Annotated in this window: 14 protein-coding genes; 6 read left to right on the top strand and 8 right to left on the bottom strand. The window is 45.7% G+C overall.

The annotated features are described in order from the left end of the window. Positions 1 to 26: 26 nt before the first annotated feature. Genes FC96_RS00205 through FC96_RS00195 form a run of 3 tightly spaced genes read right to left on the bottom strand, consistent with a single transcriptional unit; the run spans position 27 to position 1588 of the window. Positions 27 to 725 (bottom strand): CPBP family intramembrane glutamic endopeptidase, encoded by a 699-nt coding sequence (locus FC96_RS00205; protein WP_056941580.1) that lies wholly within the window; start codon positions 723 to 725, stop codon positions 27 to 29. A gap of 14 nt (positions 726 to 739) precedes the next feature. Then, the gene (locus FC96_RS00200; protein ID WP_054660329.1) at positions 740 to 973 is read right to left on the bottom strand and encodes a hypothetical protein; all 234 of its coding nucleotides are present in this window, start codon (positions 971 to 973) and stop codon (positions 740 to 742) included. Positions 974 to 991: 18 nt separating this feature from the next. Next, positions 992 to 1588 carry a hypothetical protein gene (locus FC96_RS00195; RefSeq protein WP_056941579.1) on the bottom strand — a complete coding sequence of 199 codons (597 nt, stop codon included), beginning with the start codon at positions 1586 to 1588 and terminating at the stop codon, positions 992 to 994. A 200-nt stretch (positions 1589 to 1788) separates the two neighbouring features. On the opposite strand from FC96_RS00195, the gene mscL reads away from it, so the two are divergent. The 4 genes from mscL to pgmB all read left to right on the top strand — a co-directional run bounded on the left by mscL (position 1789) and on the right by pgmB (position 8051). After that, positions 1789 to 2160 (top strand): large-conductance mechanosensitive channel protein MscL, encoded by a 372-nt coding sequence (gene mscL, locus FC96_RS00190; RefSeq protein WP_056941578.1) that lies wholly within the window; start codon positions 1789 to 1791, stop codon positions 2158 to 2160. A gap of 106 nt (positions 2161 to 2266) precedes the next feature. After that, the gene (locus FC96_RS00185; protein WP_056941577.1) at positions 2267 to 4573 is read left to right on the top strand and encodes a glycoside hydrolase family 65 protein; all 2307 of its coding nucleotides are present in this window, start codon (positions 2267 to 2269) and stop codon (positions 4571 to 4573) included. A gap of 67 nt (positions 4574 to 4640) precedes the next feature. Beyond that, a complete protein-coding gene (locus tag FC96_RS00180) occupies positions 4641 to 7355 on the top strand; it encodes a glycoside hydrolase family 65 protein (RefSeq protein ID WP_056941576.1) in 2715 nt (904 codons plus the stop codon). Between the two features lie 18 nt (positions 7356 to 7373). After that, positions 7374 to 8051, top strand: coding sequence for a beta-phosphoglucomutase (gene pgmB, locus FC96_RS00175; RefSeq protein ID WP_056941575.1), 678 nt, complete (start codon positions 7374 to 7376; stop codon positions 8049 to 8051). A 126-nt stretch (positions 8052 to 8177) separates the two neighbouring features. Here pgmB and FC96_RS00170 read toward each other — a convergent pair whose 3' ends face one another. Further along, on the bottom strand, positions 8178 to 9416 hold the full coding sequence (locus FC96_RS00170) for an MFS transporter (protein ID WP_056941875.1): 1239 nt from the start codon (positions 9414 to 9416) through the stop codon (positions 8178 to 8180). Positions 9417 to 9479: 63 nt separating this feature from the next. Then, positions 9480 to 10250 carry a Cof-type HAD-IIB family hydrolase gene (locus tag FC96_RS00165; protein WP_056941574.1) on the bottom strand — a complete coding sequence of 257 codons (771 nt, stop codon included), beginning with the start codon at positions 10248 to 10250 and terminating at the stop codon, positions 9480 to 9482. A gap of 162 nt (positions 10251 to 10412) precedes the next feature. Here FC96_RS00165 and FC96_RS00160 point away from each other — a divergent pair, with 162 nt between their 5' ends. Further along, on the top strand, positions 10413 to 11072 hold the full coding sequence (locus FC96_RS00160) for a deoxynucleoside kinase (protein WP_056941573.1): 660 nt from the start codon (positions 10413 to 10415) through the stop codon (positions 11070 to 11072). A 208-nt stretch (positions 11073 to 11280) separates the two neighbouring features. Here FC96_RS00160 and FC96_RS00155 read toward each other — a convergent pair whose 3' ends face one another. Both FC96_RS00155 and pepV read right to left on the bottom strand, forming a co-directional pair. Then, complete coding sequence (locus FC96_RS00155) at positions 11281 to 11763, bottom strand: universal stress protein (protein WP_056941572.1); 483 nt, start codon at positions 11761 to 11763, stop codon at positions 11281 to 11283. 34 nt (positions 11764 to 11797) lie between these two features. Further along, positions 11798 to 13210, bottom strand: a complete 1413-nt coding sequence (gene pepV / locus FC96_RS00150) for a dipeptidase PepV (protein ID WP_054660319.1) — start codon at positions 13208 to 13210, stop codon at positions 11798 to 11800. A gap of 138 nt (positions 13211 to 13348) precedes the next feature. Between pepV and FC96_RS00145 the strand changes: the two genes are divergently transcribed. Further along, complete coding sequence (locus tag FC96_RS00145; protein WP_056941571.1) at positions 13349 to 14179, top strand: NAD(P)H-hydrate dehydratase; 831 nt, start codon at positions 13349 to 13351, stop codon at positions 14177 to 14179. 127 nt (positions 14180 to 14306) lie between these two features. On the opposite strand, the gene FC96_RS00140 is transcribed toward FC96_RS00145, so the two are convergent. Continuing rightward, positions 14307 to 15971, bottom strand: a complete 1665-nt coding sequence (locus tag FC96_RS00140) for a putative polysaccharide biosynthesis protein (RefSeq protein ID WP_235804691.1) — start codon at positions 15969 to 15971, stop codon at positions 14307 to 14309. Positions 15972 to 15984: the final 13 nt, after the last annotated feature.

Raw genomic sequence — 15984 nt, 5'->3', positions numbered from 1 at the left:
AGATTTTGACATCTGAGGTCGTTTTTTTAATGGTTAAGGTTCAGGATCGTCAAACCCATCGCAATAAAATTGTTTAAAAAATGAAGGCTAATTGATGTCGCTAAGTTATCGGTTTGTCGATAAACCCACATTAAAATGGCCCCCAACAACGCGTAAATTAAAAAACTTACGGGGTTACTGCTTGCATGGGCTAATGAAAAGACGACCCCACTCACAACAACCGGCAGCCACAATTGGTCTTTTTTGAAGAAGGCGTTAAATAGATATCCCCGAAACAGAAGTTCTTCAATCACCGGGGATAAAAAAGTGGCCGAAAACGCGAGGAGATAAAACGTCCACGGACTACTACCCATTAGCGTATTAATCGTCTGCGTATTTTGGGTTTGTTGCTGGTTAAACAAGAGCTGGTTTAACGTGCCCAATCCCATTTCAATCACGTAAAAAGCCACGAAGCCGCCAACTGCTAGTTTCACATCCAAGCCCGATATTCGGTGCCAGATGGCCGCTTTTCGTTCTTGGCTGACAACCCGGACCAGTAACCAAATCAACAACCCAAAACTAGCGAGATAGGCAATCGACACCGTAAGTTGTAATCCGATTTGATTAGCCTTAATGGCCCGCATGGCTAGTAACCATAATTGAACACACTGAATTAAAACAAATCCCGCGACGAAAAAAGTCAAACGGGTTAATAGCGAGCGGGATGACTTGATTTCAGGTTCCATACGCACCCTCCAATTTATAATTTGGTCTCAGATTCGGTCGAATCATCGCCGCTATCGTTTTGACGTCGCCGCTTAAAATGGGGCGCAAAAACGAGATATAGGGCTGTCACAGAGAGGGTTGTTATAACCCAGGCACCGATTAAAACCAACACCATGACATGGAAGTTAGCAGCCCTGGTCACCCACAATGCACCGCCCATAATCAGGGCAGCTAAAAGTGTGACTAAACCACCGTAGAGTATTTTCAACAGTTACCCTCCAATAAATTAATGAAAATCAGCTGCCATAAACCGTTCCATAATGGCCGTTGCGCCATACGTTTCAAAGCTCGCAAATTCTAAGTAGTTGATATCCGCATAAGCTAATTTAACTGCCCAACGTGCTGACAAGTCGCTTCGGTCGATGTAGTTAAAATGCACTTTCTTGGACTTTAAAGCCCCAACAAAGCCGGTGTACTTCTCTTCTCGCTTTCCTGGATGGATGCCCAGTGAAATGACACGGTCATTCTTAAATGCCCATTTCAACACGGTTTTGAGAATAGAATGTTGATCAAAATCAAACTGGTTCAATACATCGTCAATATGCCAAATATCGTAAAAATTTTTCTGACGCGCCAGGGCAATCAACGCTGTTAATGCGGTTAAATAATCTGAAGCGTCTTTTACCTGACTAATTGTGTTCAATCGAATGACAGCTGCACCATCAAGTGCGCCATCCGTACTCACTTGTTTAAACAACATAAATTTTGAATCGCTCACAACGACATAACCAACTGAAAAATGCTTCGAATCGCCGTACCGATAAAGTTCAACTAAATGCCCTGTTTTTTGTGCTCGTTGTAGTTGTTGTTCAATTGTTTCCATCCATTTGACCTCCGTCAATGCACCTCATGTGTCGACGCCATTAATTGTCCTTTAACCTTACATCCAAATGGTTCCATCACTAAAAATAGCAATAAACTTACATAATTTCAACCATTGACCGTTAACAGTTAGCGAAAATCTTGATGTTACCCCATCACTTTTGTAAACTAAGGGAAAGCAGACAGAATTGAGGTGAACTCATGTTAAAAGAATTCAAGGCCTTCATTGCCCGTGGTAACGTGATTGACTTAGCCGTTGGGGTTATCATTGGTTCCGCTTTTACCGCCATTGTGACGTCGTTAACGACCAACTTACTTAATCCGTTCATTGGCTTATTTCTGGGGAAAATCGACCTTTCAAACCTCGTCTTCTCGGTCGGCGCTGCCCACTTTCGATATGGCGCATTTTTGAACGCCATTATTAACTTTATTATTGTGGCCTTCGTTGTCTTCGTATTGGTCAAAGGAATCAACAAGTTAATGCCCAAAAAACCGACCGAGACATCTGGACCCACACCAACAGAACAGTACCTCGCCGAAATCCGCGACCTTTTAAAAGCGCGTGACCGGTAATTTTAAACGTTTTGACAACCCGTCAAAACGTTTTTTTGGATTCGTTAAAGAAGCGTTTTCAAATAGATAAGTTATAATGAACCTATCAACAACAGGAGGTGATCATTTGCCAGCTGACGATTCTTTTCAGCTTCACATGCAAAAATTACCCGTTAAGGATAGTTCAGTCTTGGAGACGCTCTATGGTCTAGGAAACGGTCACATGGGTATTCGAGCTTCCAATCCTCTGCAGGGTAGCCAATCGAATCAAGATGGGCAACCCGGTATGTTCGTTAACGGATTTTTCGACCTTTCTGAGATTACTTACGGTGAAAATTATCCCGGCTTCCCCCAAAACGCGCAGGCAATCGCTGAATTACCTGATCCGCGTTACTTAATTTTTGAAATCGACGGAGAACGGTCAGATGAAGTCGCGTTTGATGTCAAATCAGTCGATAAAAATTTGGACATGAAAACCGGCCGTCTGCTGGAAATATTTGAAGTGATCAGTCCATCAAATAAAACCATCCGATTGACCATGCAATCCTTTGTCTCCCACGACCAACCCAACTTGTTTGTGGTGACCTATTCCGTTTCGGCCACAAACTTCGATGGTGCGGTAACGATTATCAAACAGCATCGCTACACTAACCGCCAAATCGACAATTCAAACGACGTCCGTGCGGATCAGCAAACCGGCCAGTTGGAACGAACATTTATTGATAACCAAACGACGGCCATGTTGTTAACAACCCGAAAAAGTCAGCTATCGCTACTAATCGCCTTTCAACCCTTAGATGGCTTAGACCAGTTGAAATTTAGCATCATGGATGAGCTGCCAAGCTACGGACGTACGTTTGATCTGACAGCGGGGTTAAACGTCCAATTCGGATTCGTTTATTCAGTGGGTGATCCCCACCCGTTAATGGACATGTCGCTCAACCGTGACCGATACGCTAAAGAAGCCCTCGATCGAACGACGTCCCAAACGTTCAGAGCACTCTACGACGCATCATGTCGACAACTTGACGCATTTTGGGAAACCAGCGACGTTGAAGTTGGCGGGGATGCAACTCTCGCTCGCGGCATTCGGTTTAACCTATTTAATCTTTACCAGTCAGCTGGGCGCGATGGACTCACGAGTATTCCCGCCAAGGGGCTGACAGGTGCTGGGTACGGTGGCCATTATTTCTGGGACGCTGAGATGTTTATGCTGCCATTCTTTACTTACACCCAGCCCGAAATCGCCAAGCAACTCTTAACATTTCGAGCTGCCACCCTACCGCAGGCCCAACAGCGCGCTCGTGAGCTGAATGTGCAAAACGGGGTCCTCTTCCCGTGGCGGACCATTAATGGTGAAGAATCGAGCGCCTACTACCCCGCTGGAACGGCCCAGGTTCACATCAACGCTGATATTGCGTATGCCGTTGACACCTACGTTCGGGTCACCGCAGATGAAGACTTTTTGGTCAAAACGGGCTTTAATATTATTCTGGAAACCGCCCGCTTTTGGCTATCGTACGGCCACTTTGCCCAGTCCGGACCACACCGGGGGCACTTTGTCATTGACGACGTCACGGGCCCCGACGAATACACCACCATGGTGAACAATAACTATTACACCAACCGGATGGCCAAAAACAACCTGATAATGGCGGCCAAATACGCAAAATTACTCAAACAACAACATCAAGACTTATTGGAACGTCTTGGCGTTGATAACGCTGAGATCAACGATTTCGAGTACGCAGCTGATCAAATGGTCCTGCCTTTCGATCGTGATCGACGGGTCAAAATGCAAGATGATTCATCAATGGCCAAGCCCTTCTGGCCCATTGATAAAACGCCCAATAATCAGTTTCCACTTCTCTTACATTTTCATCCCATGATCCTGTATCACTATCAAGTCAACAAACAAGCCGATACAGTGATGAGTGACTTCTTGTTTCCGGCCGACCAGTCGACGGACCAACTTAAACGCGATTTTAACTACTACGAGGCCATCACCGTCCACGATTCATCCCTCTCTCGGGCCATTTTTGGTGTTTTGGCTCACCGTCTTCATTTGGCAGGGAAAGCCTATGGGTATTTTATGGACACAGCCCTGATGGACTTGACCAATTCGCAGGGTAACACTGACGCGGGCGTTCACGCTGCCAATATGGGCGGGACGTGGCTTAGTTTAATCTACGGCTTCGGTGGCTTAGAACAGGAACGCGGGACGCTGAATTTTGACCCTAAACTGCCCGATCAATGGACGAATTTAACGTTTAAGTTAAAGTTTAAACACCGCTTCTTGGCCGTGAGGGTCACCCAGACCAGCCTGACGTTGACGTTATTGTCAGGAACTGACTTATCCGTCTTTTTTAGGCATCAACCACAACGGTTGACGCTCAACCAGCCACTCGTCATTTCGTTAATCGAAACCACATAGTTTGCGGTTTAACGTCTCTCGCATTATGATTAAATTGTAAAGGGTTCTTATAGAAAGGGGTTCGATCATGAAGACAATCGCACTAAAAGTGATGCAAGAATCAATCGAAATCGCCTACTCTACGGCCGATAACAAACCGCCGTTCCGTCGTTTTGTCATCACTTATAATCCAGACCAATCAATCGGAGATAACCTAGAAAAGATAAAAGTCGTTCTAGCAGGTTTGCCGATTGACGTGGCCATTTTACTCAATTCTTTGGAATATGAATTTTCAGACACGATCATCGGAATCAATCATCAGCGGATTGATATTGGATTGGCCATTACAAACATGTTAAACATTCCTGTCGTTTGCTCACGAAAAGTCGAAGAAATGGGTTTGAAAGCAGCATCGGATGAAAAACGCGACTATAACGAATGGCACCTAGACTATTACGGTCAATACAGCGATAAACGCAATTATGGTCAAGAAGCAATGCTAACCATTGGTAACGGCTACTTTGGCCTCCGAGGCGCCTACGTTGAAGCTCATGCGGATGCTGATAACTATCCGGGAACTTACGTGGCCGGCCTTTTTAACCAACTCACCACGAAGATCAACGATAAAGACGTTGTGAATGAAGATTTAGTCAACCTGCCAAACGCCCAATTTTTAACCTTCGGGGTTGATCATGAAGCACCCTTTAGCATTAATCAAACCGATATCCAAGACATCTACCGAAGCTTGGACTTAAAACACGGTGCTTTAACAACCACCATGCGGATTCAACTTGCGACAGGTCACGCGTTAACCGTTGAGACGACCAAAATCGCCAACATGGTCGATTGGCATCAATATGCAATCCAATATAAGATCACGCCAACGAATTTCTCGGGTAACATTCAAGTTTATTCTGAAATTGACGGTAGTGTTATCAATGGTAACGTGGCCCGTTATCAAGACTTTGACCAACACCATCTCAACATTACCGGTATGAGCTCCCAGCAAAACAGCATGATAATGGCCGGTGAAACCAAAACGTCTAAGGTTCAATTTGCAATCGGTGCAACGCTTTCGGGTCCGGCCTTAACAGGTGCGTCAGCCGTGACTGTCACCAACCACGATAAGGTCCTCCAACAAGTCGCTTCCATCGAGGTCACTGCCGGACAGACGTATACCTTTGAAAAAAACGTCGCAATTTACACCTCGCTCGAAACCAAGGAGCCTCTGGATGCCACCGCCGATGAAGCAGTCACCAACGCCACGTTTGAGGCAACAGCTAAAGAGAGCACTAAATACTGGGCCACAACTTGGAACAATTTTGACATTCAAATTGACCGTGATATGACCAGTCAAAAACTAACTCGGGTCAACTTATTTCACACGATGGTTTCAGCAGCGGCCAACGAGTCTGGAGAGCTCGACGCCTCAGTTGGTGCGCGTGGTCTTCACGGTGAAGCGTATAGAGGTCATGTGTTCTGGGATGAAATGTTCATCTTGCCGTTCTACACGCTCCACTATCCAGAACTGACCAAGCAATTGCTACTCTACCGCTACCGGCGGTTAAAGGCCGCCCGCGACTATGCAGCAAGCGAAAATTACGACGGGGCCATGTATCCATGGCAATCTGGGATGTACGGGGATGAACAATCGCAATTTACCCATTTGAACCCTATCACCCATCAGTGGGATCCCGACAATAGCCGACTTCAGCGTCACGTCTCACTTGCAATTGCCTACAATATCATCAATTACGTTCAAGTCACTGGCGACCACGCATTTATGGATGAATACGGGCTAGAAATGCTGCTTTCAATTGCCAAGTTTTGGATCAGCACCACCACTTACGATAAACAAGAAGACCGCTATAGTATCGCTCATGTCATGGGGCCTGATGAATTCCATGAAAATTATCCCAATGCATCAGAACCCGGATTAACTAACAATACCTACACTAACCTGATGGTGGCTTGGCTGTTCAACTACTTGGTCGAACTTCAGCCAAAGTTATCGCGTCAAACAATCAAAACCGTGAATGAAAAAAGTGCGTTCGACCCTGCTCTTCTTCAAAAGATGACGGACATCTCCCACAAGCTAAAGCTCGATATTAACGAAAATGGTATTCTTGCCCAGTTCGAGGGTTACTTCAAACTGCCATCATTAAACTTCGAAAACTATCGGAAAAAATATGGTGACATCTCAAGAATGGATCGAATCTTAAAAGCTGAGGGTAAAACGCCTGATGCTTATCAAGTTGCTAAGCAGGCTGATACGCTGATGGCGTACTATGTCTTGAACATTCCTGAAATCGACCACCTGCTTCACCAGTTGGGCTACGACCTACCAAAGGGCTACCTCTCTAAAAACATCCAGTATTATCTCGCTCGGACGACCCACGGTTCAACCCTTTCGCGAATTGTTTACTCAGTGCTCAATGAAATGGACGACAACATGGACCAGTCGTGGTCGTTGTTCAGTACCGCCCTGTTTTCGGACTACTATGATATTCAAGGAGGCACCACGGCCGAGGGGATTCATCTCGGTGTCATGGGCGCCACGCTAATGATTGAAACTCGGAACTATGGTGGTGTCGATAGTCTCGGCAATACGATTGCAATTCACCCTCACCTACCAACTGAATGGCGGCGTCTTCACTTCAAACAACTCATTCGCGGTCACTGGTACGACTTCACGATTACCCGGCACCAGATTAAAGTTCAAGCCGATGCCGACGTCACAGTGAACGTCTTCGATAAGCCAGTCCAGTTAAAGGCCAACAAGACGCAAACCCTTGACTACTAAATTCTAAAGGAGCTGAAAATGATGGCAAAAGCAAAATTTGACCAAATTAAAGGATTCGTTTTTGATTTAGACGGTGTGATTACGGATACATCAGTTTACCACTCCATTGCATGGCACCAACTTGCTGATAAACTGGGGGTCACTTGGACTAAAACACTTGAAGATGGGCTCAAGGGCATTTCTCGAATGGATTCTCTAGAAATGATTTTAAAAGCCGGCAATAAAGAAAACGATTATACTCAAGAAGAAAAAGTCGCTCTGGCCACGGAAAAAAATGATAATTATGTTAACGAAATTATGAAAATGACACCTGCTAACATTTTACCTGGTATCAAACCTTTTTTGGACGAGCTGCGGTCAAACGGTTACTTAATTTCACTCGCATCAGCTTCTAAAAATGGTCCGACCGTTCTCGATAAACTAGCTCTTACCGACTACTTTCCAGAGATTGTTGATCCAGCAACTTTAAGTAAGGGAAAGCCAGACCCTGAAATTTATGTTAAAGGGGCTGAATTGCTGAACCTTAAACCAGAGGAATGTATCGGAGTTGAAGACGCCGCTGCTGGCGTTCAAGCGATTAACGCCGCTAACGAAACTTCCATTGGAATCGGTGATCCGACGATTTTGAGTGAAGCTGATATTAACTTCAAAGAAACTGCCGAGATGACGCTGGATGCTATCAAACAAGCCCTTTAATTTATTTGAAACGAACTCACTTTTAACCTAAAAAAGATGTCGTAAACCTGAAAATTTTCAAGTTTACGACATCTTTTTTTACGGGAATGAATTTCCAAAGCTTTGAATAAGAGCAACTTATTTCACTCATTTTGCTGATGTAATTGTCGGTTTGTGGGTCGCGTCTCCGCCATCCGTGTGGTAGGCCCAAATGACAACAATCAGGTTAATCACAACCAGCAAAGCTGTCATTAAAAAGACAAATCGATAGTCCCATAACCCTGCGACGGCTGAGGCCAGCATTGGTCCCAATACGGAGCCAATCGCCTGGAAGGACTGGTTATAACTGAAAATCCGACTGATTGCGCTTGGCGGAGTATCCAATGTCATGACCGTTTGGGTCACCGGTAACAATGCAGCGTCGGCAATGCCAACGAAAAACCGCAGACCACCCAAAACCACAACGCTTGTCACAAACGTCATCGGGGCAAATAAGCCGCCAGATAGGATCAGGCCACCAATTAAAACCCGCCGGGGCCCAATATGATCGCCCAATGCGCCAAGTCGCGACGCCGCTAACAAAGTCGCAATTCCTGGCATCGCCGCGACCACGCCACTGGCAAACGCGACGTTGCCTTCGTTATGCATCAACTCTCGAACAAATAAACTGATAATTGGATTGACTGAGTTGGTCGCCGCTTGAATGAGCATCGAAGAAATAATCATGGCCCAAACGACGCGGAGGTGCTTAACGCCGGCAAAGGCACTTTGTTGTGCCGCCTTACTTTGTTTAGGCAACGGCGTGAAAGTTTCCTTCACACCGAAAAAGGTAACCAATGCAGCCATCAACATCAACGCTGAAAAGATAAAAAACGGGACGCGATACCCCAGAAAACCCGCAATGAAGCCACCGAAAATCGGGCCAACCAGCTGGCCACCTACCGCCCCGGTCGTCAGCGTTCCCATCGTCTGACCACTTTTTTCACGTGGCACTTCGCTAGCCACTAACGCATAAGCGTTATTGATATACCCCGAAAAACCACCTTGAATTAATCTTAAAGTAATCAACATCCAAACATTCGTTGATAACCCCGTGATCAAGCTGGTCACCGTCATCCCAATAGCTGCACGAAGCAACATAGGCTTTCGGCCGGTCCGATCAGCCAGCTTTCCCCAAAGCGGACTCACAATTGCTTGACTGAGGAACGTTGCCGCAAACGCCATTCCTGCATAGAGCGACAACTCCCATTTTGGAAAATGACCCATGGTGCTAATAAACAACGGTAAAAACGGTAGACTCATGCTAGCCCCCGCCCCCGTTGCAAAATTACCAACCCACAATGCCATCATATTACGGTGCCACTGTGGCTGCTTATTTTGACTCAACATTGGTGATTCAACCATCCTTTGAGACAACAAAATAGCGGGATCTGCTCCCGCCAACTGTCATTACTTAATTAAATCAAAGTGTCGCAACCCATTGACAATCCCGTTATCCATGTTCGTCGTGGTCACAAAGGCCGCTTTTTGCTTAGCCTCCGGTACGCCATTCCCCATCGCAACGGGAGTATCCACCATGTCAAACATCTGAAGATCGTTTAATTGATCGCCAAACGCAAAAGTGTGAATACCTTCTAGGTGAGCGGCACTCAATAAAATTTCAATCCCAGTTCGCTTTGAAACGCCAGCTTTCATGGTATCTAAACAACGGGGATTATTTCGAACCAGCGATAATTCACCATTGAATTTCTTTGAAAATAGATCTTCTTGATCCCGATTAAAAACGTTCATAAAATTAATCGGTTCTTTTTGATAAAAAGTAGGGTCAACATGCGGTTCAAGGTGAAGCAACTTATAATTTTCGATAGTATCCGCATTTTCCTCAGTTAATCTAAAGGCCCGGTTGTTGTAGTAGGCGACCGGATTATTTAACTGATTGGCAAACGCCGTAAACGCTTGGATCAAGTCCGTGTCAATCACTTCTTGGTGGAGTTTCTTGCCTTCGTATTGCACATAGCTCCCATTGGCGCTCACAATGGATGTAATATTGGTTTCATCCAAAACATTTTGCACTTCGAACACGTTTCGGCCGGTAGAAATAACTGACAAAATGTTGTTTGCGCTCATTTCCTTAATTGCGGCGATACTTTGAGCCGGTACATGCTTATCATCATCAAAAAGCGTCCCATCCAGATCAAAAAATACAACAGCTTCGTACATTTCAGCGTCCCCCACTCTTTATTTAGTAATTTCATTATACATCAAAAGTCTGCTATACTTAAGTTTCGTGATTACCAGTTAGAAAAATCAGAAAATAGATGTAGTAGGAACAGTTTTTGTGCTACACTATATCTTGTATATTTTAGATAAAGAGGGGCTATTATGGTGATAATTACTGCCGGAATGATTGGCGTTGGAAAAACCACACTCACAGGAATGCTCGCGGACCACTTAGGAACGAAAGCATTCTTTGAACCAGTTGGTGATAATCCAGTACTGCCATTGTATTACTCAGACCAAAAACAATATGGTTTTTTGCTACAAATCTACTTTTTGAACAAGCGGTTTGCAATGATCAAAAAAGCGTTAGCCGATGATAACAACGTTTTAGACCGCTCAATCTATGAAGATGCCCTGTTTACTCGTGAAAATAATGCGGAAGGTAACATTACTGATACCGAATTATCCGTCTACTTGAAGTTGCTTGATAACATGATGAGTGAACTGGATTCGCTACCCAAGAAGGCCCCTGACCTATTAGTTTATGCCGATAGCGACTTTGACACAATTCTTCACCGGATTAAAAAGCGGGGTCGTGATTACGAGCAGATTGATACCCACCCTGACTTGGAATCTTACTATTACAAGATGTGGTCAGCTTATAAAAAGTGGTTTGACGAATATGATGTTAGTCCCAAAATTAAAATTGACCTTCAAAAGTACAATCTTGAAGACCCTAAGAACGTCGACGCTGTGCTAGGTATGATTGACGACGCAGTTGCAGAAATTCACCCAAATGAAAAAGCTTCTAAAGTAATTTAACCCTCAAAAAACGCCCTAAGAATCGACGGTGCCCACTCATTTAGATTAGTGACGACACCGCTGATGCTAGCGTTTTAGTTGAAGCTAGTGCTTGAGCTCTAGTGACATAAAAAGGTGGCGGCCACTTGAAAATCCATCAAGCGGCCGCCACCTTTTTTAGTCTGAGATTAATCTGAAAACTGTCAGCCAATTGGCTTTTTTACCCCTATTAATCATCCCCGGCAACAGCCGTCCGGACAATCAAAACATCACTCTGAGCGTTAGCAACAACGTAACTGGCATTTGAGCCCATGACCATTCGTTGAACGGCGTTAAGACCTGTGGCTCCCAAGATAATAAGGTCCGCATTAAAAGTTTCGGGGAGTACTTGGGCCAGCTCAGTTTTAGGGTTACCATAGCTTACCGAGGTTTCAACCTGGCTGACCCCCGACTGAATCGCTTGCTTTTGATAGTCCGCAACTAACCGGTCCATCTTTTCTTTTACTTCATCCAGAACAGTCTGATCAACAGCGCCAAATCCGGCTTGAGTTGCCCCTAAGCCGACAAGTTTACTGATACTTAAGACGCTCACAATGATTAGAACCGACTGGTTGCGCTTGGCAACGGCCACTGCTTTATCGTAGGCTTTTTTCGCCTGTCTTGAGCCGTCGACACCGACGAGAATTCGATGGTATTCACTGAGATCAGCCATAACCACCCCTCCTTTTAACCAATTCTGCTACATCTTAGTCAGCCAAGTCATTTGAAAGAGCCTGAATGGAACGACCATAAATCGCCATTGCCAACAACAAATCATTGACCGGCTGGAATTCATCAACCTGGTGCATCGTATCTTCGGTGTGTGGGAATAGCGCACCAAAAGCAACGCCACGCTTCATAAGCCGACCATACGTCCCACCACCAACAACTTCGGGTTCAGCCGCCTGTTCACCCGTTAATTCGCGATAAGTGGCCATCAACGTCGTTACGATAGGATCATCCGGTGCTACATAGTGTGGCACCATTTCACGACCCTTTTGTAAGTCAAACTGGTTTTCCTCGGCAACTTTTGTCAAAGCGCCTTGGAGGTCATCTGACCCAATCCCCTTAGGGTAACGGAAGTTCAATACAATCTTGCCACCTTGGCCAGCTTGAAAATCCATGACCCCAACGTTCATGGTAAGATCCCCCATGATATCGTCAGTAAAGGCTAGTCCCAGCTTAGTGACCCGTGAATCGTCGTGCAAGGCACCACCTAGCAATGCCAGGAAGTGGCCAGCATCACCGCCAAAGTTAAATTGACTTAAAAATTTAGCCAAGTACGTGCCGGCGTTGATCCCATTTTTAGGTTCCATGCCATGAGCCGCTTTTCCAATAACGTGCAAATGAACGCCGTCGCCATCAGTTTTGACATCTCCCACAACGGGCATTTGGTCGAGAAATTCGGTGAAAGCGGCGACTAATGCTTCGTTGTCTGCGGTTTCGACAATGGCCGTTGCATCACGTGGTACCATGTTCTCGCGCAACCCAGCATCAAAGCCTTTCAAAGAATCGTCACCCGCGTTTTCACCCTTCACACCTAGCGTAAAACTGACGTTACCTTTTTCACCATTAATTAACGGGAATTCTGCATCTGGTGAGAAACCCATTGTCGGTTCAGGTTGGGTTTCAAAGTAATGGTTCATTCCCGTCCAGTTACTTTCTTCATCAGTCCCTAAAATGAACCGGACTTTCTTATTTAACTTAACGCCTTGGTCCTTCAAAATTTTCAATCCATAGTAAGCCGCTAACGCTGGTCCCTTGTCGTCTGACGTACCCCGACCGTAGGCGTTACCATCTTTGATAGTTAACGTGAAGGGATCTGTAGCCCATCCTTCGCCAGCCGGCATCACATCGACGTGCGCTAAAATCGCAATTGTTTCAGCCCCTTCGCCGTATTCAACAAACCCGGCTAAGTTATCTAGGTTGGTCGTTTCAAAGCCGTCACGCTCAGCCATCTTCAAAAAGGCCTGTAATGCTTTAGCGGGGCCTGGTCCTAACGGCGCATCTTCCGTTTTATTAGCGTCATCACGGACGCTTTGAATCGCAATTAAATGCTTTAAATCTTCAAGGTAGTCATCGCGATAGTCCGCAGCAACTTTCTTCCAATCAATGCTCATACTTGTCCCTCCTGAATTCTTTCTAGTCCCAGTTTATCATATGCGGGATAGTTTGCCTGCAATTCACAACATTTCCTCGTTTTTTTGTTGGTGCTATACTGAGGTGGACAACTGAATTGGAAATGGAGTGTGGTGGCAATGAAAACCCTAACAGAAAAGATTCTCACTGATACGATTCGACTGCGTCCAGCTAACAGTCATAAAGGTACTTTTGGTCGCGTTTGTTTAGTTGGCGGTAACTATCAATTTGGCGGCGCAATTATCATGGCGACAGAAGCTAGCGTGTACAGTGGTGCGGGCCTAAATACGACCCTCACTGACGTGGTCAACTTTGGCCCGCTGCACGCCCGCTTGCCCGAAGCCATGGTAACTGAATTTACCAATCAGAAAGCCTTGACTCAATTGGTGAGTGCAGCAGATACGGTCGTGGTTGGTCCTGGATTAGGGGTCGAATCAGATAGCCTGACCGTTCTAAAGGGCGTTTTTGACGCAATTCGGCCCAGTCAAACGCTCCTCATTGACGGCTCTGCTATTACCATGATTGCTGAAAACGATCTGCCATTGCCTACCGCTCACTTGATTTTTACCCCCCACCAAATGGAGTGGCAACGGCTCTCTGGTATCCCCATCAATAACCAAGAAAACGAAGCTAATGAAAAAGTCCGCGAAGAGTTAGACGCAATCGTCGTGCTCAAATCTCACCGAACCCGAATTTATACCTCCGAGGGGAGCTTTATGAACCCCACCGGGACGCCAGCACAAGCAACCGGTGGCATGGGCGACACTCTGGCCGGCATGATTGGCGGGTTTACGGCTCAGTTTACTCACCGGGAAAATGCCGTTTTGGCGGCTGTTTATGCCCATAGTGACATTGCTGACAACCTAGCTGATCATCAATATGTTGTCCTCCCCACCCAAATCATGCACCAATTGCCGACGTACATGCACGACCACCAAAGCAAGCGATAATCAGTCCAACTGCTATTGCGACAAAAAAGGATGCCTAGAGAATACGAAGTGCGCCAAAATAGTGAGACTTTTGTCCAACTATGACGGCCCACCTCAAACTCAAGGCATCCTTTTTGAGGTCGCTGATTTAACGAATATGCAACATGGTTCGCAGCCGACTGGTCCGACTACCTAAAACAGTATCAGCCAACCGGGTCTTCAAAACAAGGTAAACGTACAAGAAACCACCAATTGCAACCGATAGCGCCACTACCGGAACACTACCGCCGCGAGAGTCTACGACCATAAATAACCCTAGGCCCCAGCTGAACAACTTAACCAGAATCGTGGTTACAATAAACATCCCAATTGAAAAAACCAAGATACCATTCGTCTTCTTGGCAATCTCGCTGTAGTTCACGCCAAATTCTTGGTTCAGCCAGCCTAAAATTAAGGCATTAGCGACAATAAAGCCGAACGCTGTCGCAACCAATGGGCCAAAGATCCCCAAGTAGTGCACACATGGCCACTGGAAGACCAATTTAACCACCGTTCCAATCAGAAAATATCGAACGGCGCGCTTATTTTGCGAAATACCTTGCATGATCGCCGATGTGACCGTAAATAGCCCCAAGACAATTGACATGAAAGATGAAAAAGCCAAAACCGCAGCCGCGAGCTCTTTATGAGCCGTCCCGTAAAACAAAATATTTAGCGGATGGGCAATGGCAGCCATCCCTAACGCACTTGGAATCATGACAAATTCAAACAATAAAATAGCATTCGTGATTTGCTTGCTAACATCTCGTAAGTCGCCTTTGGTAAACGCCTCAGACAATAGCGGTACCGCCGTAATGGCCAGCGCTGAGGCAAGGGACACCGTAATCATAATTAGCTTGTTTGCGTTAACACTAAATAACGCAAACATATCGTTTAAGATGACCTGTGACGTCACACCAACGCCGCGCATAATGTCAAAAAATGTATATTGGTCAATTAATTGAAAGATGGTGATCCCGGCCCCTAAAACGACAAAGGGCAGCGCTTGCTGCAAAATTTCTTGATACAACTGCTTAGCAGGAACCACAATCTGATTATTACTATTGGCTCTTAAGGTATTAAAGGTCGCTCGGTTGCGGTAATAATACCAAACTAGCGTCAGTAATCCTGCGACGGCCCCGATAAACGCTGCAAACGTTGATTGTGAGACCGCTGTAATCCAACTGCCATGGAGCACTCGCATGATAATAAACGCCGTAATCAGCATGTAAGCCACTCGGGCTAACTGTTCAACAAATTGAGAAATGGCAGACGGGGCCATTTGTTGATACCCTTGGAAGAACCCCCGGGTTAAACTCATCGTTGGAATAATCAAGACGGCCCAAGCTAAAGAATGAAGGACCGGAATCACCCGAGCGTCGCCCCCATCTAACAGCGGCGCACCAAAGTATAATAAACTGGCACAAATAACGCCGGTTAAAAAAGCTAAAACGAAGCCGTGTTTATAAATTCGAAAGCCAACTCCATACTCGTTCATCGCATTATAATGGGCAACTTGCTTCGCAATGGCGGACGGAATCCCTGCAATCGCGACGATTAAAAAGAAGCTGTAAATATTGTAACCCTTTCCATAGAGGGCGTTTCCTTGAAGAAAGAATTGACCAAACCAAATTCCCCAAGGAATGATGTAGATGGCACCTAAGATTCGAGACAAAATACTCCCGGCCGTCATCCAGGCTGACCCTTTCACCATTTGATCCTGAGCACTGATTGGATCACTGATGGTGCCGCCACTTTTCGACATGCGCGTCATGTTTGATACCCCT

It is taken from the genome of Secundilactobacillus kimchicus JCM 15530 (genome assembly GCF_001433995.1).
Classification (GTDB): Bacteria; Bacillota; Bacilli; order Lactobacillales; family Lactobacillaceae; genus Secundilactobacillus; species Secundilactobacillus kimchicus.
Note: the sequence above shows the minus strand (reverse complement) of the source record. Positions and strands in the feature narration are given on the sequence as shown.

Excerpts from the sequence above, each read along its gene's own strand:
- FC96_RS00180 (WP_056941576.1), top strand. The coding sequence starts at position 4,641 with ATGAAGACAATCGCACTAAAAGTGATGCAAGAATCAATCGAAATCGCC.
- FC96_RS00140 (WP_235804691.1), bottom strand. The coding sequence starts at position 15,971 with ATGACGCGCATGTCGAAAAGTGGCGGCACCATCAGTGATCCAATCAGT.
- FC96_RS00145 (WP_056941571.1), top strand. The coding sequence starts at position 13,349 with ATGAAAACCCTAACAGAAAAGATTCTCACTGATACGATTCGACTGCGT.
- FC96_RS00195 (WP_056941579.1), bottom strand. The coding sequence starts at position 1,588 with ATGGAAACAATTGAACAACAACTACAACGAGCACAAAAAACAGGGCAT.
- FC96_RS00160 (WP_056941573.1), top strand. The coding sequence starts at position 10,413 with ATGGTGATAATTACTGCCGGAATGATTGGCGTTGGAAAAACCACACTC.
- FC96_RS00155 (WP_056941572.1), bottom strand. The coding sequence starts at position 11,763 with ATGGCTGATCTCAGTGAATACCATCGAATTCTCGTCGGTGTCGACGGC.
- FC96_RS00205 (WP_056941580.1), bottom strand. The coding sequence starts at position 725 with ATGGAACCTGAAATCAAGTCATCCCGCTCGCTATTAACCCGTTTGACT.
- mscL (WP_056941578.1), top strand. The coding sequence starts at position 1,789 with ATGTTAAAAGAATTCAAGGCCTTCATTGCCCGTGGTAACGTGATTGAC.
- pgmB (WP_056941575.1), top strand. The coding sequence starts at position 7,374 with ATGATGGCAAAAGCAAAATTTGACCAAATTAAAGGATTCGTTTTTGAT.
- pepV (WP_054660319.1), bottom strand. The coding sequence starts at position 13,210 with ATGAGCATTGATTGGAAGAAAGTTGCTGCGGACTATCGCGATGACTAC.
- FC96_RS00165 (WP_056941574.1), bottom strand. The coding sequence starts at position 10,250 with ATGTACGAAGCTGTTGTATTTTTTGATCTGGATGGGACGCTTTTTGAT.